We start from the raw sequence: 20,129 nt of genomic DNA on the forward strand, positions 1-20,129 counted from the left end.
ACTTCAAGTTGGGAGATTTGAATATATGAGTAAGTTAAAAGATATGGCAAAAGCACAGAAAAAAAGCATGTTGTTTTTAGTTATTTCAGCTGTGATTACTAGTGTGACAGTAATCGTACAGGCTTATCTTTTTGTAGCAATTGTTGATGGAGTATTTTTGAAAAACCGTTCATTTAACGAAGTCCTCCCATTACTGGGGGGATTATTGCTCGTTCTTTTGGCAAGAACCATGTTCACTTACATGAGTGGACAAAATGGGGTCAAGATGGCTGCCAAGGCTAAGGGTGATGTTCGTAAATCTCTTTTGACTAACTATTCAAGGAATCCTATGCAGGCCTCATTGCGTGGACAATCGGGACAAAAAGTAAGTGTCATGATGGATGCTGTTGATGGGATTGACAGCTATTTTAGTCAATACATTCCGCAAATTATTCAAACATCCTTCATACCACTTGTAGTTCTTGCAGTAGTATTCACGCAGCACGTGAACTCGGGGATTATTATGATAATCACCGCACCATTTATTCCCATTTTTATGATCATCATTGGGTTGCAAACGAAAAAAAAGTCCGAAGAGCAGCTGGAAAAAATAGCTGCATTTTCAGGTCGCTTCTTAGACATTTTACAAGGGCTTACCACGCTTAAATTATTTGGTCGTGCGAAACAGCAAAAAGAATCCATCAGACAAAGCAGTCTTAAGTTTCGGGATGCCACGATGGAGATATTAAAAATTGCCTTTATTTCTTCATTTATGTTAGAGCTTATTTCCATGCTTAGTATTGGGATAATTGCCCTTGAATTGGCAATACAACTTATTGTTTACGAAAGTATTTCCTTTTTTACTGCTTTCTTCGTATTAGTACTTGTTCCTGAATTTTACACCTCGCTGAAAGAACTGGGAAGCACCTTCCATAATGGACGAAGTAGTATGGGTGCCGCTAAAAAGGTGACAAATGAGTTAACAGAAACTGAAGAAGCTGTACAATGGGGGGATGCAAGTTTACAAAAAAAAGCAAGACCGCCGAGCATCGATTTGCAAGCAGCAGTTTACAGTTACGGGGAAGATCAGTTTTCGTTAAAAAATATGACTGCTGAAATTCCTCCATTTGGACAAATTGCCATTGTAGGACGAAGTGGTTCCGGAAAAACAACGTTATTACATTTAATTGCTGGTCTGATTGCACCCTCGACAGGTAATATCGATATCAATGGCAGGCGCCTATCTGATTACCGAGAAAAAGATTGGTTTGATCAATTGAGTTATATCTCGCAGAATCCGTATATTTTCTCAGGTACGATTGCCGAAAATATTTCGATTGGCGGTAATTTGAATGCGACCAGCATGGAAGTGCAACAAGCAGCTGAACAAGCAGGAATTTCTGAAATGATACAAACGCTTGAAAAAGGCTATGATACGCCTATTGGAGAAGCTGGCAGAGGGCTATCAGGAGGAGAAAAACAACGGATTGCTATCGCACGAGCATTTCTTAAAAAGCCATCGGTCATTCTTTTTGATGAACCAACAACAGGGCTTGATTTACACACAGAACGGATCCTGCAAGTATCTATTGAGCAATTGTCACAAAACGCAACCGTCATTACCGTTGCACACCGGCTCCATACAATTAAAAATGCTGATAAGATTCTTTTCTTGGAAGATGGAAAGCTAGTTTCAGCTGGAACGCACAATGAGCTCATCGAAGCGGTTGCAGAATATCGTGATATGGTATCTGTTCAGCAAGGGGGGACTGCATAGTGAAGGACTTAGCGATTGTCATTAAGTTAGTAATGACAGAAAAAAAGGATATTCTTATTTCAATTATCTTTGGCTTTGTTGCTGGTATAACTGCAGTTGGCCTTTTTGCTGCAAGTGGATACTTGATTTCCAAAGCTGCTTTTGCTCCTCCATTATATACGTTAATTATTCTAACATCTACGGTGAAGCTGCTTGGAATTACGAAGGCAATTAGTCGTTATGCGGAGAGGTATTTCTCCCATCGAGCAACATTCACAATTTTAAGTAATTTGCGTGTTTCTTTTTTTGAAAAGCTTGAGCCAGTAGCACCAGGAATCTTTCAAAAGTATCGAAGTGGGGACTTGCTATCTCGAATTGTAGGAGATGTTGAAAGTCTGCAGAATTTCTTTTTACGGGTTTTTTATCCACCGATAGTTTTGGTGATTGTATTTTTAAGTACCATTTTATTTACTTCCTTTTTCTCAATTTATGTCGGACTTGTCATTCTCGCCGGGTTAATTCTTACAACCTTTGTTATTCCAGCTTTATTTGCTGTCAAACAAGCAAAGATTGATAGTCATGTGAGGGAAGGAAGAGGAGAGTTATCGACCGAAGTAACCGAGTTTCTTCATGGTTTTCGTGATTTAAAAATCTATCAGAAGCTTGAAGGAAAAGAACAAAAATTGATCCAATCCTCCGAAGCATACATTAAAGAACAAGAACGAGAAGGTACTAACATGATGTATAGTCAATCAGTCAATACATTTGTATCGCTGTTTGTGTCTTGGTTTGTGCTGGCATTGGGTGCCTATTTAGTAGTTAATGGGCAGTTGGAAGGGATTTTCCTGGCGATGCTATTGATGATTTCACTTACTGTTTTTGAGGATGTTTCTACCATGGCTGTCTTTCCAATCCATTTACAAGATAGCAAACGAGCAGCAACACGACTCTTTTCTGTGGTTCGTGATGAGGGAACAGAAGAAGTGGAAAATAGGCAAATGGAACAGCTTCCATCTAATAAAGCTCTTGGTATTGAAATGAACAATGTTTCCTTTGCTTTTCCAACAGATGGACGTATGATTTTAAAAAATAGTGATATAAGTCTACCAGCAGGATCAAAAACGGCTATTGTTGGGCCGAGTGGTTCAGGGAAATCGACAGTGCTACAGCTATTGTTAAAAATGAATCCAGCTAATCAAGGAACTATTCATTTCGATGGGGCTTCCATCGATCAACTAAATGAAGAAAACATCTGGGAAAAAACGAATGTCGTCCTTCAAGAAAACCACTTTTTCCATGGTACGGTACGTGATAATCTGCTTCTAGCTAAAGATGGACTGACCGATGAAGAAATGGAAAAGAAGTTGGCAAAGGTAAGACTTAATCAGTTGTATTTAACAGATCCTATCTTTGAAAAAGGAGAAAATCTATCCGGAGGGGAAAAACAAAGGCTAGCTATTGCCAGAGCGATGTTAAAGGGAGAAAGGCTCTGGTTATTGGATGAGCCTACATCGTCTATTGACGCATTGACGGAACAATCCATATATGAGCACCTTTTCGAACAAGCAAAGGACGATACACTCGTACTCGTTAGCCATCGCTTAACAGGACTGGAAAAAATGGATCAAATTATTGTCATGGAGCAGGGAACCATTATCGAATCTGGTACTTTCAACGAATTGATGCAAGAAAAAGGGTACTTTTATGAGATGAAACAGATTGAGAAGCGTATGCTTTAGTTCAAAAAAATAAGATAGACGAGAGCTTCTATTTTTTAGAAGCTTTTTTATTTATAATGAAGAGTTGTATGATAGTTTTCGGTAATAGCATTATAGAGCATGTTGACCACAACGCAAGTTAAAAATAGCCACAAAAAACAAGCATAATTATATTCATATTTTTTTATATTCTGGTGATAATAACTGCCAGGAGAATAAGCTTAGAAAAATGCTTGAACGATTGAAAGTCTGTGCTTAAATTGAATAGAGGTTATTCCAATGGAGAACAAAACAAAAATTCGTTTAACTGCTTCAGAAATGTCTTGTTTATGGGCTCAGTATATAAACGACACATTAGCAGTTTGTGTGAATAGTTATTTTTCAGAAAAAGTAGAAGATGAGGAAGTACGCCCTGTTATTGAATATGTGTTGCGTATTGCTAAGGGTAATATTTCTATTATGCATGAACTTTTTAAAAAAGAAGGATTTCCTATACCTATTGGGTTTACGGAACAAGATGTAACTATTAAAGCCCCAAAACTTTTTTCAGATACCTTTATTTTAATGTACTTACGCAATATGTCTATTCTTGCAATGGCAGCAAGTAGTGGAGCATTGGGTATAGTAACACGTTCAGATATGGTTGCTTTACATAAGGGTGTATTAAAGGAAGGGGTTAAAGTACAGGATTTAACACGAGAATTGATGCTCAAACAAGGGACCTATGTAAAACCTCCTTATATATCCACTCCTGACGAGGTGGATTTTGTGGGAAAACAACAGTTTTTAGCTGGATTTTTTGGGGATAAGAGAGCTCTAACGTCAGTAGAAATTAGTCATTTGTTTATGAACGTTCAAAATAACTATGTCGGAAAAACATTAATGACAGGGTTTGCTCAGACTGCACAAGATGAAGAAGTTAAGAAATATTTAATAAGAGGAAAAAAAATTGCCCATAAACATATGGAGATATTTAGCGATTATTTAAAGAAAGAGGATTTACCAGCTCCAATGAGTGGGGATTCAGGGGTATTAGGTACAACATCAAAAGTTTTTTCCGATAAATTAATTATGTTTCATGTATCAGCAATGAATACAGCAGGAATCGGAAATTATGGAATGGCGATGGCAGTAAGTCCAAGAAGAGATATAGGGTTGAAGTATGCGTCTTTAATCCCTAAAGTTTCTCTTTATGCGGAAGATGGTGCGAATATTATGATTAAACACGGGTGGATTGAGAGACCCCCACAAGCGGATGATCGTGAAAATTTGATACAGGGAAAACGTTAAGGTGAAGGAGACAATAAATAGAGAACTCGCTTAATTAGATGTTGCCCATGCACTAACATCAGTAGATCTTCAGCAAAGGTGGTTTAAATGGAAAATTACAAAACACTAATCGAAAAAAATTCAAACACACTTACGAAGGCCTTTGATGAGCAATATCAAATATGGCTTGATTATGTTTTATTCACCTGGCGATGGTGGTTAGGCGTTGCTGTTATTGTTTTATGTATTCTGGTATTGAATTGGCTGAGGAAAAAAGAAAGTGCAGACCGCCTATTTTACGCAGGACTTATCACTGCATTGATTTCATCATTCTTAGATCAATTGGGTAATTTTTTTGGCCTCTGGGGTCTTCGTTATGAAGTTTTTCCAGCAGTTACTTATATCACTTGGGATCTTTTCTTTCTACCAACCATGACCATGCTCTTATTGCAGTATAAACCGCAAGTCAATCCATTGATTAAGGCCTTTACACTAGGAGTGCTTACTTCTTTTGTTGGTCTTCCTTTGATGTCCTGGCTAGGTATTTACAAACTGTCTAATTGGGAATTCATCTATTCTCTACCTGTCCAAATGGTAATTTATTTGCTTGCCCACTACTTTAGTCGCAGAAATAAGTTTCGTCCTTTGTAAACAAAGCAACATCGTGAAAAAAGCTGGTGGTTTCCGTTTACTATCACAAAAGCCTTATATACACCTTAAAAATGCTAGTGGAAATATATATCTTATTGCATCGCAAAATGCGGTGCTATTTGTTTTCTGAAAAATAGACGATCAATATAAACTAGGTTGTTCCGTAGTATTTTAATCGCTTATTCAAAACACCTAGTCAGCTGGAACTGGCGGAACATACGATTCGCTATTTCTATTAAAACAGTGATTTTGAGGAAGTATGCGGACAAACAATCCCTTATTTAACATATATCAAAGTAAAATAGGGGTATTCCTCCCAAATAAGGAACCTGATGTCCGCGAAAGTAATTTTAGGTACTCGTTTATTCAAGTTCTTTTGTTTATCTATGCCAATTAGCGTAAAAATTGATGGTCATTATACATTACATTTTAATGCCTGCTATAGGTAATGAGACCAGTTAGGAAAAAAGGTGTTGTTTTCTAATTAGGGATTAATTGAATATTTTGGTGAATCATTTTGCATATATTGATATGATAGAAAGAAAAGGTCTTATAACGGTTTGCTTGATTTTAAAGGGGGCACTTTTAATGGAACATAAAAGTGAAGAGCGGCTAAGAATTTTCAACGATGAACTAAAACAGTTAGCTGAAGAACATTACATAGAGGCAAAGACTTTTTATCATGTTTCAGAAGCCCATAATCAATATTATTTGGACCAGAAACAAAAGGAACAAAAAGGAACTAATGTTGTTATCGACAATGTAAAAAAGAATAAGGGGATACCAGCTGAAACGAAAAAGGTGAAAAAGACGTTGTCACCTCAGGAGGTTCGTGAGCGTAATATTACATGGTCACTTAATCTGGGTGTAATCTTTTTGCTGATTGGTGGGTTAGTACTCGCCACAAGCACGTGGGATACGTTAGTAAATTGGATGAAGACGGGCTTAATCGCAATCGTTTCGGTGATGTTTTTTGCGCTGGCATTATTTACGAAACGTGTTTTAAAGATAAAGAAGACCGCCTTTGCTTTTTATGTGCTTGGTAGTTTATTCTTACCGATAGTGATTTTATCTGTAGGTTATTTTGGATTACTCGGTACATACTTTTCATTTTCCGGTGAGGGGCGTTACTTATTTGTCTCTGCTGGTTGCTTAGTAATATTGCCTGTTTATTTGTTTCTTTCTGTAAAGCTAGTATCGAGACTGTTCGTTTGGTTTTCGTTTATTACGTTTTCCGTGTTTGCAGGATTTATCATCGGATCATTTTACCTTCCGATTGATGGATTTTACTTAGGGATGATGGTATTTAATGCAGCGTTAATCATCGTTTATCACTTTTTGAAAAAGCAGGAACATTTCCAGCTTTTTACGAACGAATTTGTATTATATATTCAAGGAAACTTAATTCTTTCCACATTAATGATGCTAACTGTATATAATAACGAACTGATTTATAGCTTTAATCTGATTTTGACTGCTATTTTATATTTTGCCATGATTTTTGTGACGAATCACAAAGAATATCATTTCGTCTTTAGTGCGATGCTTGTATATGGCGCGTATCAATTGATAGAGTTTTCATTTATCAATGAAATTGGAGGCATTGCTTATGCGTTAATTGGTTTTGTATTTTTAGGATTAACTAAACTGGTAAAAGATCAAAGTGGGTTACATAAGGCATTTCGCTATACAAGTGCAGTCGTTTCGTCGCTAGCTTTTATCTATATAAGCATAGAAGGAATCGTATTACGCATGAATGAACCTTCCATAGTTCTGTTGATTGCCTATGTAATCATAGGATTAAACTTTACGTATCTTGCAAATAAGGTGAATAGGCAGCTATTTATCTACTTAAGTCCGGTATTTTTTATGGTTGCCTTATATGAAGCAGTATTAATAGGGCAGAGGGTAGTTGGGTATGAATTCCTCAATTTACCGTTATTCATCGCCGGCTTCTTCTTATACGTTGGTTTCGGTTGCTTGATGAAATTTGGCTTTTTTCAACCCATTAAGGAAAGCTCACGTGATATCGGTAGTATCGTGATGCTGCTTAGTACGATGGAAAGTTTCGGACTTACACATTGGTGGCAAGTTGGAACCATGTTTCTCTTGTTAGCTGCAGTTGCATTATTCATGGCAAAATATGAAAAGCGTGCAGCGATTATAAATACTTCCCTGGCTCCAACGATACATGCACTGGCGATTGGCTTGTCCGTTGTCATGTATTTTATCAGCGCCGTTGTGGACGAGTACATGTACAATCCAGTTTCCATCGTGGCGCAGGGCTTTGTTGTTTCTGGGATTACCGTTCTTTTTGTTAGTTTTGTATGGAGACAGTTTAATAGAAAAGTTTTTTCAACAAATTCATTTTTTGTTTCTCATTGTTTTTATTTGATCGGAATGCTGATGACTTTTTCCAGTATATTCAGTGACACTCTACGCGCAATAGTTGTTCTTGGTGGAATAGGGATGGCTTATCTTTTCTATAAAAAGTCAGAGGGTTCAGCTGCACCTTTTCTTGTTAGTGGATTAACTTTGTTGTTTTATTTAACAGTGGTATACGCGATCTTTACACAAATAACAATTCAAGCAGATTTGTATTACTCTTTCCAGTTTGTAACAGGTGCATCGCTGCTCTTAAGCATCGGATTGCTGATTAAGACGAAAGACCGCATACTCATGAACAGCTATTTTTGGGTAGGTCATATTTACCTTCCCTTATCCTTAATCCTTACTTTTTTCTTATACGGTGAAATAGCTGTTTGGGCATTCCTGGTTTCTATTGTTATCTATGCAGTAAGTGTGCGAAAAGCAGAAATAGACTGGTTAATTAATCCATTTTTGTATTCGTTTTTCACATCGACTTGGATTGCCATTTATCTCGGAATGCGATTATTGGAATGGCGAGAGTATGTGCACTATTCCTTTCTGCTTACGAGTATTGGGTTAGCAATCGCGTGGTATATAGGCAAGGGTTTATGGTCCAGAAGAATAGCCTTCTACACGGTACCGTTCTCGTTTGTTGGAATAATAGCATTCACTTTAGTAACACCATTCAGTCTGTTTACGTTTATTGTCACTTTGATGTACATAATTCTCTTGTTACTTATCATGCACAAGGAGAAATGGGATGTTTATAATGTTATCCCATTGCTAATTGTCTTTTATGCATTAGGTTTATACGGTAATAATTATTTGAACGCAGCGTATTTCATGTTGTATGGAGTTGCTGGTTTTGCTGCGATCTACACGGTAGTTGGTATGCTTAACTATCCATTTATTTATCGAAACTCAGTGAGTAAAGTGGGGCTCCCAAAAATTGATTGGTACACAATTGTCGGCTTCATGGCACTGTTTGGTTTGTATGGAATGACAACAGGGGAGTTAGGCACAAAGCTTTTACCCGGTATTCTAATTGCAGCCAATCTGGTTCTGCAACGGAAACGAATTCCTTATACGGCACCAAAATGGTTTGTTTATTCCGCCTGTGTCTTTTTACTGCAACCCTATTATACGGTGTTGATGAATACAAATGTATCAGCCTTAATTGAACGGGAGATGTATGCCCTACCATGGATTGTTCTGATTATTTACCTTAAAAAAATTACAGATAAAAAACACAAAGCAACCATATATGCCGTACAATGGTCTGTTCTGATTATCGTTTCACTTCTCCTTATTCAGGATGGAATGGCTAGTAATACAATCTATGACGCGCTGATAGTTGGAACGTTGTCACTTGCTTCCATGCTTGGTGGAATGCTTTACCAAATGAAGTCATTTTTCTTTGTTGGTGCGGCTGTTTTGCTTTTAAATGTGTTCCTTCAGACTAAGCCATACTGGGGAAACATGCCATGGTGGGGATACCTCCTGATTGCAGGTTCTATATTAATTGGCGTAGCCAGCTACAATGAATGGCATAAACAAAAAAACGCAGACGGAAAGGAAACCATCCTCTCGATTTTAAACAAAAAGATTATACAAAGAATTAAAAAGTGGGAGTAATGAGGTGGGAAATTGAAAAAAGAAAAGAAGTCCGGTAAATGGGAATGGCTAACTGACCTGTTTGTGGCTATACCGGAACTTATACTAATTCCAATCCGTTTAGTTTTTAGATTGGTAGTAAGTATTATAAGGTATTGGAATTGAGTTTCCGGAAGAATTTATAATTAGAAAGAGTTAACTAATGTGTAATTATTTAACATAATGGATTCCACATATCTTTGCGTTATTACTAATAATCTTGTATTTAAATAGCATCTACATCTTCTTTTGTAGATCTTATCATTTATACAAATAACCAAAATTCTATTTTGAAATAGAATCATATGAGATAATGCTACTTACATAGAATTTCAGAAATACAATGAGAAGGGAAGATATAATGAGAAAATCTACATCCAAAACTGTTATGCATAGCTATCCGGGCATGGTTGCATTAGTTACAGTATCCCACAATGGAAAAACAAATATTATGGCTGCAGGATGGCATTCCTATATTTCTTATAATCCACCGATTTATGGGGTGGCAATTGGGAGAGAACGTTATACATATGAGCTGGTTAAAAATGCTGGATGTTTTGCCATTAACTTTTTGCCGTATGAGAAAGCTGTATTTATTCAAGAAGCCGGAGTGTATTCAGGTGGTAATTTAAATAAATTTGTATATGGAGAAATGGTGTACGATCAAGGGATTACTATTGAAGCACCAATTCTTCGAGATGCTTATGTTGCATATGAGTGTAAAACGATCGATATTAATTCTTATGGTGATCATGATTGGTTTGTTGGGGAAATAACCCAGTGCTATCGTGATGAGGAATTGTTTTTGGAAAATGGACTTCCTAATTTTGAGAAGTTAGAAATTCCACTTTATCTAGGCCGTTCAGAATATGCACGGCTGGATCGGGATAGTAGGGTAGAGGAGTTTAAGATAGAAGAGTAAGCTTGTATAACCTAAACACCTTCTTTAGGTCAAAAAAGGAACAATCCCAGATTTAGAGATTGTTCCTTTTTACTGTGTTAGTTACTAGTTTCTTTTTCGCTTGCTGCTATACTATTACTAGTTTCTTTCGTTTCATACCTTATATGATCGAAATCGATGTCATCAATGATGTTCTTTTTTTCACGTAGGTTTTTTTACATCAATACCTGAAGAAGCCTTAAGTGATTCTTGTAATGCGGACATTAATTTGTTGCATAACCTGTTACTTTATTTGCGCCACCCTCCGTATCACTACTACCAGTCTCGACTACGTAATACTAAAAAAGACCTTGCCACCTTTCCAAATGGCAAAGTCTATCACGCAGATTTAAGTGCTTCCTGCAACATAGGAGCGAGGTATTTTATTAGAGAAATTCTTAAACCCTATTCTGAAAAGAAGGGGTAGCAATTCAGACAACGGATTACTAGCTAACTAGAACTTGGCTGACATTGGCTTCATTAATTAGCTTATATCAGGGCCTACGCACCAACGTGCGGAACCAGCGTGACGTTTGCTGTATTTAAGTCAATCGAAGCTCCATCAAAATCTTCGATTTAGGTGGGGAGGTTCACCACGCATATTATATAGTTGAGTTACTTTTTTCTTTTACTTTCTCAATCCATCCAAACGGATCTTCTTGTTTCCCGTATTGAATTCCAGTCAATGTATCATATAAACTTTTTGCAATTTCACCCGTTTTACCATTATTAATAAATAGATGTTCAAGCTTCCATGTTAATTGGCCAATTGGTGAGATAACTGCAGCTGTTCCTGCGCCAAATGCTTCTTCCAATAATCCTTCTTTGTATGCCTGATAAACTTCTTCCATTGAAACTTTCCGCTCGACAATCGGAATGTTCCAATGCTTTAACAATCGGATTACTGAGTTCCTAGTCACACCCTCTAGAATACTTCCGTTTAACGCGGGTGTAACAACTTCTCCATTAATTTTGAAAAATACATTCATGCTGCCGACTTCTTCAATGTACTTTCTTTCGATTCCATCCAGCCACAATACCTGTGCATACCCATTATTTGCAACTAACTCTTGTGCTTTAAGACTGGCGGCATAGTTCCCACCTGTCTTCGCTTCACCGGTACCCCCTGTTACTGTACGAACAAAGTTATCTTCTACCGCAATTTTCACAGGATTAATTCCCTCTTTGTAATACGCACCAACAGGCGATAAGATAACAATGAATTTATAATTTCGTGATGGTGCAACACCAAGATAGGCCTCTGTGGAAATAATAAACGGGCGTATATAAAGAGAGGTTCCTTCAGATTCTGGAATCCAATCTTTTTCCAAAGCAACCAGTTGTTTGATTGCCTTTAGTGCAAAATCTTCATCAACCGGTGGAATACAAAGCCGATCATTCGACCGATTTAACCGTTCTAGGTTTTTTTCGGGCCGGAATAAATGAGCGTTTCCTTCTGGTGAGAGATAAGCCTTTAATCCTTCGAAAACAGTTTGACCATAATGAAATACCATTGCGGAAGGATCTATAGTGATTTGTTGATATGGTGCAATGCGCGCATCATGCCATCCTTCAGGATACGAATAATCCATTATAAACATGTGATCGGTAAATACTCTTCCAAACTGCAATTGATCTGATTCCGGCTTTTCCTTCCCAGATGAACAAAGATTGACTTGAATAGAATTATTTCCCATGATACTAGCCCCCGTGGTGTAAAAGTTTAATATCAATAGTAAGTTATATCCCATATTAAAGCAAGACCTAAATGTATAAAATTAATTGAATTTAATCAAAATTGTATTGTAAACGCTTTATTCTGAAAATTATTTGCGAAATACCTTGTTTTTTGAAAATATTAGGTTTAATATACTTCCTATATTCATTTTGAAAGGAGGCTCAGCGATGGTTACATTTATTGCATCCATCTTATTATTACTAGCAGGTTATTTCGTGTATGGGAAGGTGGTCGAACGAATTTTTGGCATCAATGATCAGCAGGTTACACCAGCATATTCAAAGCAAGATGGCTTTGACTACATGCCGTTAAGTTGGTGGAAGGCGAGTTTAATTCAACTATTGAATATCGCTGGACTCGGTCCAATCTTTGGAGCATTATTAGGTGCCTTATATGGCCCGGTTGCATTTTTGTGGATTGTCATAGGCTCAATATTTGGTGGAGCTGTACATGATTATTTTTCAGGAATGTTGTCACTTAGACATGGTGGTGCCCAGTACCCATCCATCGTAGGTAAATACTTAGGAAAAAGTGTACAATCTGTTATTAATGTTGTGTCCATCGTGCTAATGATTCTTGTTGCAGCTGCTTTTACTGCAGGACCAGCACAACTAATTGCTCAGATAACACCGCTAAGTTTTATGGCTGCAATCCTAATCGTTTTTGTTTATTTACTGATTGCAGCTGTATTACCGATTAATAAAGTGATAGGAAAAATTTATCCGATTTTTGGAGCGATATTGATTTTTATGGCCATTTCAATTGGTGTTGGGATGTTCTTTTTCGATAATCCTGTTCCGAATTTAACATTTAGTAATTTGCATCCAGACAATTTACCAATGTGGCCGTTGTTGATGGTTACCATTTCATGTGGAGCTATATCAGGATTTCATAGTACTCAAAGTCCGATCCTCGCGAGAACATTGAAAAAGGAAAGTGAAGGAAGAAAAGTGTTTTACGGTGCAATGATAGCTGAAGGTGTCATTACTTTAATTTGGGCAGCGGCAGGAATGGCTTTTTTCAATGGTACGGAGGGCCTTCAGGCTGCACTCAATGCTGGTGGACCTGCAGGAGTTGTAAATGAAATCAGTATATCAACCCTTGGGACACTTGGTGGTATTCTGGCAATTCTAGGTGTAATTATTCTTCCTATCACGACAGGAGATACGGCGCTTCGTTCTTCTAGAATGATGCTTGCAGATTTATTGAAACAAGTAACAAAAAAAGATTTGAAAGGTAAATGGTCCCTGAGTCTTCTGATGATTCCGGTAGCAGTGCCAACTTTTTTGCTGACACAAATGAATTATAGCTTTCTATGGCGCTATGTTGGATGGACAAACCAGGTAGTGGCAACAGTAATGCTGTGGACGGGAGCAATGTACTTATTAAAGCATCATAAATTCCACTGGATTTGCAGTGTACCGGCGTTATTTATGACCGGTGTTACAAGTACTTATATTTTTTATGCACCAGAAGGCTTTAATTTAGCTTACTCGACATCTATGATTATTGGATCAATTATTTGGATCGTCATTCTTTTGTGGTTTGTAAAGCAGCTTATTTCACATAAAAGAGAGAAGCAACAGCAACAGGCGATTCATACGAAAGAGGCAAAGGCGGGATGAGAGAATAGTTACAAAAGCTATTATTTTAATGAAAAAAAACCCCTGGGTACTCTCGTAGTGTCCAGGGTTTTTAAATTGAAAGGTGATAAATAAATGATAAAGGCAATCCTATTTGATTTAGATAATACGCTCCTATGGGATGATAAGAGTGTTAAAGAGGCTTTTAAAGCTACCTGTGTACTTGCAGAGGAGAAGTATGCTATCAACCCTGAAATGTTAGAAAAACAGGTTCGAGAACATGCTCGAACGTTATACGCTTCCTATGAGACATATTCCTTTACAAAAATGATCGGAATAAATCCTTTTGAAGGGCTATGGGGGAATTTTATTGATGAGGGTGAAGATTTCCGTAAGTTGAAAGAAATGGTTCCTGCTTATCGAAAGGAAGCTTGGACGAAAGGGTTACAAGATTTAGGAATTAATGATCCTGAATTTGGATTGGAGCTGGCCGAGACATTTCCAGTAGAACGAAAAAAAAATCCATATATTTATGAGGAAACATTCGATGTACTTAATCAGCTTAAAGGAAAGTATCAGTTATTGCTGCTCACGAATGGTTCCCCTGATTTACAGCAAACAAAACTGAGTATAACCCCAGAACTCAGACCGTATTTTGACCATATTGTAATTTCGGGAGGTTTTGGAAAGGGAAAACCAGATCCAGCCATTTTTGAGCATACACTAGAGCTTCTTTCGGTCAACAAGGATGAAGCTATGATGGTGGGTGATAATTTGAAGACAGATATTCTTGGTGCATCAAGGGTAGGAATAGATTCTGTTTGGGTTAACCGTCATCATATTGAAAAAAGTGAAGGGATGCCAACCTATGAGATATCAAATTTAGGAGAGCTTCTGCCAATTATCAAGAGAGTTAATCGTTCGTAAAAACAAAGCAAGCACACAGCAGAGCAGGAATGCTGTGTGCTTACTTTATAGAATCGTGACATAAGAAGTCGCCACCGTTTTAGATTATAAATCTATTGCTGTTACATCATAAATTTCATTTAATGCCTTTAACTCTATTAATCCGTCTTGATTCAGGTGTTTATCCACTCTCAACATCATGATGGCATCTCCTCCGATATCTGACCGATCCACCTGCATAGTTGCAATGTTGATTTGATGTTGCGCTAACAGGCTACCCATTCTACCAATTACACCTGTTTGGTCTTTATGATAAATGACCATTATATGTCCTTCTGGAGTCACATCGACACTATAATTGTCCACTTTTACTATTCTAGGTCCTAAGCCATTTAATAAGGTACCTGAAACACTTCTTTTGCCTGCTTTTGTTTTCACTTCCACTGTGAGTAAATTGGTAAAGCCCTCTGCTTTGAACGTTTTACTTTCATTTATGGTTATTCCTTTTTGTTCAGCAAGATAAAGGGCATTCACATCATTAACATGTTCACCTAAATGGCGCTTTAATAATCCTTTTACAGTATTCCTTGTTAAAGGCGCTACATCTAGCTCAGACAAATCACCTGAGTAATAAATGTTTATTTCTTCTACCACGTCTCCAGTTAAATCTATTAGAAATAGTCCTAGCTTTTCTGCCAAATTAAAATAAGGTTCAATTTTGTTCATAATTTCCTTTGGTACGGATGGAAGGTTAACAGGATTTTTGACTAAATCTCCTGTTAAAAAACGGACAACATCATGACTGACATCGACTGCTACACTTTCCTGCGCCTCAAATGTACTTGCTCCTAAGTGGGGCGTAGCGATTACTTCTGGTAACTCCAATAGTTTATGGTCTTGGAATGGTTCTTCTTCAAACACATCAAGTGCTGCACCAGCTACCTTTTTAGAGATAATGGCCTCGTATAGTGCTTCTTCATCGATGATTCCTCCACGAGCACAATTAACAATGTGCACGCCTGTTTTCATTAGCTCGAATGATTCAGCGTTAATTAAGTGTTTTGTTTCCTTCAGCAAAGGTGTATGTATGGTAATAAAGTCTGCCTTTCGTAAAACTTCCTGGATCGAGCCATAGCCAATGCCCATTTTATCTGCCTTTTCTTCAGTTAAAAAAGGGTCATATGCGATGACATTCATCCGTTGTCCCTTGGCCCTGAAAGTAACTTCAGCGCCAATTCTGCCTAGACCAATAACCCCTAGTGTTTTGTTTTTTAATTCAACACCGACAAACTTTTTGCGATCCCATATGTGGTTTTTTAAAGCATGGTAGGCCTGTGGTATATTTCTGGATAAAGACATGATCATTGCCATTGTGTGCTCCGCAGCTGAATTGGTGTTTCCGTTAGGTGCGTTGACAACGATGATTCCATGTTCTGTAGCAGCATCAAGGTCAATATTATCAACCCCAACACCTGCACGGCCGATTATTTTTAACTTAGATGCTTTACTAATTATAGTGCGAGTTACTTGAGTCTGGCTACGGACTAAGAGGGCATCGAACTCCCCAATCCGGTTTGCTAATTCTTCTGGTGTCATAGTTGTGTCGGTGACAATATTCATATCTTCTGCATCTCGAAGCGGTTGAATACCTTCCTCGCTGAGTGGATCACTTATTAAAATAGTAAACGTCATTATTCAACCTCCTGTAGTAAATAAATTTCTTGGGCTGCCCGAGTTCCTGAGCCAAGGTCAATAGTCTTGCCAATCTTTTTTAATCCGATTTCAATTGTACTGATGATTTGTAACACATCTCCCGTGGAACAATAGCCCATATGTCCAATCCGGAAAATGTCACCTTTCATATGTCCTTGTCCGCCTGCCACAGATAAGCCAAATTCTTTTTTAATCACTTTTCGTAACTCCTCAGCTGGAAAGTCTAGCGGCTTTATTGCTGTTACAGTAGGAGAAGCAGCTTTATCATTGGTAAGCAAAGGAATAGCCAATGCTCGGAATGCTGCTCTAGTCATTTCCATCATCAATTGGTGACGTCTATAAACTTGTTCTAGACTTTCCTCACCTAAAAGCTTAAGAACTTGTTCCAATCCAAATAAAAGGGACACAGCAGGAGTGAATGGGGTAGAATCGTTTACTGAATTATCTCGGTACTTGTTTAAATCTAAATAGAAACGTGATTGTTCGTTCTCCTCAATTACTTTCCAGGCACGTTCACTTGCTGCTATAAACGTTAAACCGGGAGGCAGCATCAATGCTTTTTGTGAGCCTGTCACCAATACATCAATTCCCCATTTGTCCATTTCTGTTTCAACAGCCCCAATACAGGAAACACCGTCAACAACAACTAAAGCATCCGAGTTCTGATGAACAACTTTTGCCAGTTCTTGAACTGGATTTAGTACACCTGTTGACGTTTCACAATAGGTAGAAAAGACAACCTTAATTTCTGGATTTTTTTGTAGATATTCTCTTATATTGTCGGTGTCTACAGCTGTACCCCAATCGACAGCATAACGATGAACTTTTATCCCGTACGCTTGTGCTATGTTAACGAAACGATCGCCAAAGGCACCAGTTACGATAACTAACACCTCATCTTCAGGGCGTGTGGTGTTAACAACTGCTGCTTCCAATCCAGATGTCCCGCTTCCTGTAATGATAAGAACATCCTGTACTGTTCCGAATAGTGGCTTCAGTTTAGGCTTAATCCTTTGCAATAATTCTTTTGTTTCTTGACCTCTATGCCCAATCATTGGCTGGCTCATTGCACGCTGTACACTTGGTGGTATTGGACTAGGACCAGGGATTCGTAATGAATGATGATCTGGTAGCATATGTGCACTCTCCTTTGAGGCTTAATTTTTACTCATCATAGCAAATCTATGGTTGTTGTCAATATAGTTTAATAATTATGTAAACGAAGAAAAGATTCTGTAAACGCTTAACCCACTCGGGCAATTGACTTTAATTTTTAAATAAAATAAATACATTGAACAATAAGAAAATAAGTCATATAATTATTCGAAAGGAAGGGTGGGAATCTAGATGAAAAAAGATTTACGTATAAATAGCAACGTTTTTAGTGAGGGTGCTATGAAGGCACCAAACCGTGCAATGCTGCGAGCTGTTGGGGTTTCAGATGAAGATTTTAAGAAGCCAATGATTGGTATTGCTAGTACATGGAGCGAAGTTACACCATGTAATATACATATTAATGATTTAGCAACAAATGCAAAAGAAGGAGCTAGAGAAGCAGGTGGCGTACCGTTAATATTTAATACAGTTACTGTTTCAGATGGTATTTCAATGGGAACGCAAGGGATGCGTTATTCTTTACCAAGTCGTGATGTAATAGCCGATTCGATTGAAACAGTGGTAGGTGCGGAGAATCTAGATGGATTAGTTGCCATTGGTGGTTGTGATAAAAATATCCCTGGCTGTATGATAGCGATTGCGAATTCAGATGTTCCAGCCGTTTTTGTTTATGGTGGTACTATTTCCCCTGGTTCACACAACGGTAAAGATATCGATATTGTATCTGTATTTGAGGGAGTAGGCCAACATAATAACGGCGATATAAATGATAGTGAATTAAGGTCAATTGAATGTAGAGCATGTCCTGGAGCTGGATCATGTGGTGGTATGTACACGGCAAATACCATGGCATCGGCAGTTGAAGCTATGGGCATGAGTTTACCTGGGAGCTCTTCTAACCCGGCGGAAACAAAGGGTAAAGCCGATGATTGTGTCGCTGCTGGACAAGCAGTTTATCACCTGCTGGAAAAAGATATTTATCCAAAAGACATAATGACAAAGGAAGCATTTGAAAATGCAATTACCGTTGTTATGGCACTTGGAGGGTCGACAAATGCCATCTTGCATCTGCTGGCCATTTCGCATGCTGCCAGCATAGATTTAACAATTGATGACTTTAATCGAATTCAAGAGAAAACACCACATCTTGCTGATTTAAAACCAAGCGGTAAATATGTTATGCAAGATTTACATCAAGTCGGGGGAGTACAAGCAGTAATGAAACTTCTTTATGAAGCAGGTTACCTTCATGGGGACTGTTTAACTGTAACGGGTAAAACTGTTGCTGAGAATTTAGCGGATGCGCCATCCCTTGAGGAAGGTCAAAAAGTAATCATGCCATTTGATAACCCCAAACGAGCGGATGGTCCATTAATTGTTTTAAAAGGTAATTTATCACCGACTGGTGCTGTGGCCAAAGTTTCGGGTGTTAAAGTGAAACGTCATACGGGACCTGCTCGCGTGTTTGAGACGGAGAAAGAAGCTACAGCCGCTGTGATGGATAACAAAATTAATGACGGAGATGTGATTATCATACGTTATGTAGGTCCAAAAGGTGGTCCAGGAATGCCTGAAATGTTGTCAATTTCAAGTATATTGGTTGGGAAAGGAATGGACGAAAAAGTTGCCTTATTAACCGATGGCAGATTTTCGGGTGGAACACACGGCTTAGTCGTTGGGCACATTTCACCTGAAGCACAAGATGGAGGACCAATCGCATTGGTGAAAGAAGGGGATCTAGTTACGATAGATTCAGATGAAAAAGAGATATCTTGTGATGTTTCCAAAGACGAACTAGAAAGTCGTCGCAAGGAATGGCAAGCCCCCTCCTTATACAAAAAAGGTGTTTTAGGGAAATATGCGCATAATGTTTCCTGTTCATCAAAAGGTGCTATAACAGACTTTTTTAACTAAATAGTAACGCTTGTTACGAATGACTTCAGTTTTATAACTGGAGTCTTTTTATACATTGAAATAGTTGTTCAACAGCTTTCTCAATCATACTTACGTTGTAAGCGCATACAACTTTTTAGATTTATCCAAAATATCAAAAAACTTTCAAAAACCTGTTGACCAACTGCCCAAAACGTTATATGATTGTCGGCAATATAAAAAATTTAAATCCTTGAAAACTGAAATAGAAATAACTCGATGACGGGAACGAAGAAACATGTATGATGTATTAACAGAGATCTGGGGACGCTGGGAACCTAGAAGTACATATTGTTTTGATATCATCCCTGAGTACTAAGTTGAACAGTACTTTTTAGTAGACTTGGTCAGGTGCATTACCATGTACCTGTTATCAAACCAGGCTGTTTGTCAGCCTCTAAGGTAGCATTTGTGAGAATGCTGCGAAAATGGGTGGTACCGTGAATAGATGACTCTTTTCTCCCCTATAATTCTGACATTATGCAGATTTATGGGGAGCGAAGGGTCTTTTTTAATTCAAACAATCCAAATAGAGGAGGTATGTAGTAGTGAAGGTTGAGGCAAAACATGAGATTGAACGTACGAAAGAATTGAGGACGGGGTCCGATTTATTAATTGAAACACTGGTTGATGCTGAAGTTGATACGTTATTTGGCTACCCGGGTGGAGCTGTGTTACCGATTTATGACGCATTATATCGCAGTAAAGCTCCCTTTGAACATGTGCTTTCCCGTCATGAACAGGGTTCCATTCATGCAGCGGAAGGTTATGCACGGGTTACCGGAAAACCGGGTGTTGTACTTGC

13 protein-coding genes and 1 pseudogene are annotated in these 20,129 nt (G+C 38.0%); 10 read left to right on the top strand and 4 right to left on the bottom strand.

Translation table 11 applies throughout. From position 1 onward, the window contains the following. Positions 1–25 precede the first annotated feature (25 nt). From cydD to AC3G7N_RS15450, 6 genes are all read left to right on the top strand, one after another. The gene (cydD, locus tag AC3G7N_RS15425; protein ID WP_489423055.1) at positions 26–1,756 is read left to right on the top strand and encodes a thiol reductant ABC exporter subunit CydD; all 1,731 of its coding nucleotides are present in this window, start codon (positions 26–28) and stop codon (positions 1,754–1,756) included. Continuing rightward, the gene (gene cydC, locus AC3G7N_RS15430) at positions 1,756–3,474 is read left to right on the top strand and encodes a thiol reductant ABC exporter subunit CydC (RefSeq protein ID WP_489423056.1); all 1,719 of its coding nucleotides are present in this window, start codon (positions 1,756–1,758) and stop codon (positions 3,472–3,474) included. Before cydD ends, cydC begins: the two co-directional genes overlap by 1 nt. 258 nt (positions 3,475–3,732) lie before the next feature. Then, positions 3,733–4,743, top strand: coding sequence for a DUF3231 family protein (locus AC3G7N_RS15435; RefSeq protein WP_489423057.1), 1,011 nt, complete (start codon positions 3,733–3,735; stop codon positions 4,741–4,743). Positions 4,744–4,830: 87 nt separating this feature from the next. Then, the gene (locus tag AC3G7N_RS15440) at positions 4,831–5,373 is read left to right on the top strand and encodes a CBO0543 family protein (protein WP_489423058.1); all 543 of its coding nucleotides are present in this window, start codon (positions 4,831–4,833) and stop codon (positions 5,371–5,373) included. A 588-nt stretch (positions 5,374–5,961) separates the two neighbouring features. Continuing rightward, positions 5,962–9,378, top strand: a complete 3,417-nt coding sequence (locus tag AC3G7N_RS15445; RefSeq protein ID WP_489423059.1) for a hypothetical protein — start codon at positions 5,962–5,964, stop codon at positions 9,376–9,378. A 379-nt stretch (positions 9,379–9,757) separates the two neighbouring features. Then, positions 9,758–10,318, top strand: coding sequence for a flavin reductase family protein (locus AC3G7N_RS15450; protein WP_489423060.1), 561 nt, complete (start codon positions 9,758–9,760; stop codon positions 10,316–10,318). A 189-nt stretch (positions 10,319–10,507) separates the two neighbouring features. On the opposite strand, the pseudogene AC3G7N_RS15455 reads toward AC3G7N_RS15450, so the two are convergent. Together AC3G7N_RS15455 and AC3G7N_RS15460 are read right to left on the bottom strand one after the other, a co-directional pair. Next, a pseudogene (locus tag AC3G7N_RS15455) lies at positions 10,508–10,629 on the bottom strand (hypothetical protein); the annotation flags it as partial. Positions 10,630–10,938: 309 nt separating this feature from the next. Next, positions 10,939–12,033 carry a branched-chain amino acid aminotransferase gene (locus tag AC3G7N_RS15460; protein WP_489423061.1) on the bottom strand — a complete coding sequence of 365 codons (1,095 nt, stop codon included), beginning with the start codon at positions 12,031–12,033 and terminating at the stop codon, positions 10,939–10,941. A gap of 208 nt (positions 12,034–12,241) precedes the next feature. Between AC3G7N_RS15460 and AC3G7N_RS15465 the strand changes: the two genes are divergently transcribed. Together AC3G7N_RS15465 and AC3G7N_RS15470 are read left to right on the top strand one after the other, a co-directional pair. Continuing rightward, positions 12,242–13,699 carry a carbon starvation CstA family protein gene (locus AC3G7N_RS15465; protein ID WP_489423062.1) on the top strand — a complete coding sequence of 486 codons (1,458 nt, stop codon included), beginning with the start codon at positions 12,242–12,244 and terminating at the stop codon, positions 13,697–13,699. Between the two features lie 93 nt (positions 13,700–13,792). Next, positions 13,793–14,584 (top strand): HAD family hydrolase, encoded by a 792-nt coding sequence (locus AC3G7N_RS15470; protein WP_489423063.1) that lies wholly within the window; start codon positions 13,793–13,795, stop codon positions 14,582–14,584. A gap of 84 nt (positions 14,585–14,668) precedes the next feature. Here AC3G7N_RS15470 and serA read toward each other — a convergent pair whose 3' ends face one another. After that, on the bottom strand, positions 14,669–16,255 hold the full coding sequence (gene serA, locus AC3G7N_RS15475; protein WP_489423064.1) for a phosphoglycerate dehydrogenase: 1,587 nt from the start codon (positions 16,253–16,255) through the stop codon (positions 14,669–14,671). After that, on the bottom strand, positions 16,255–17,412 hold the full coding sequence (locus AC3G7N_RS15480) for a pyridoxal-phosphate-dependent aminotransferase family protein (protein ID WP_489423065.1): 1,158 nt from the start codon (positions 17,410–17,412) through the stop codon (positions 16,255–16,257). Before AC3G7N_RS15480 ends, serA begins: the two co-directional genes overlap by 1 nt. 211 nt (positions 17,413–17,623) lie before the next feature. Here AC3G7N_RS15480 and ilvD point away from each other — a divergent pair, with 211 nt between their 5' ends. Then, complete coding sequence (gene ilvD, locus AC3G7N_RS15485; RefSeq protein ID WP_489423066.1) at positions 17,624–19,306, top strand: dihydroxy-acid dehydratase; 1,683 nt, start codon at positions 17,624–17,626, stop codon at positions 19,304–19,306. A gap of 566 nt (positions 19,307–19,872) precedes the next feature. Next, positions 19,873–20,129, top strand: a 257-nt coding sequence (locus AC3G7N_RS15490) for a thiamine pyrophosphate-binding protein (protein WP_489423067.1), incomplete at its 3' end; no start/stop codon positions are given.

It is taken from the genome of Virgibacillus carmonensis, assembly GCF_057836705.1.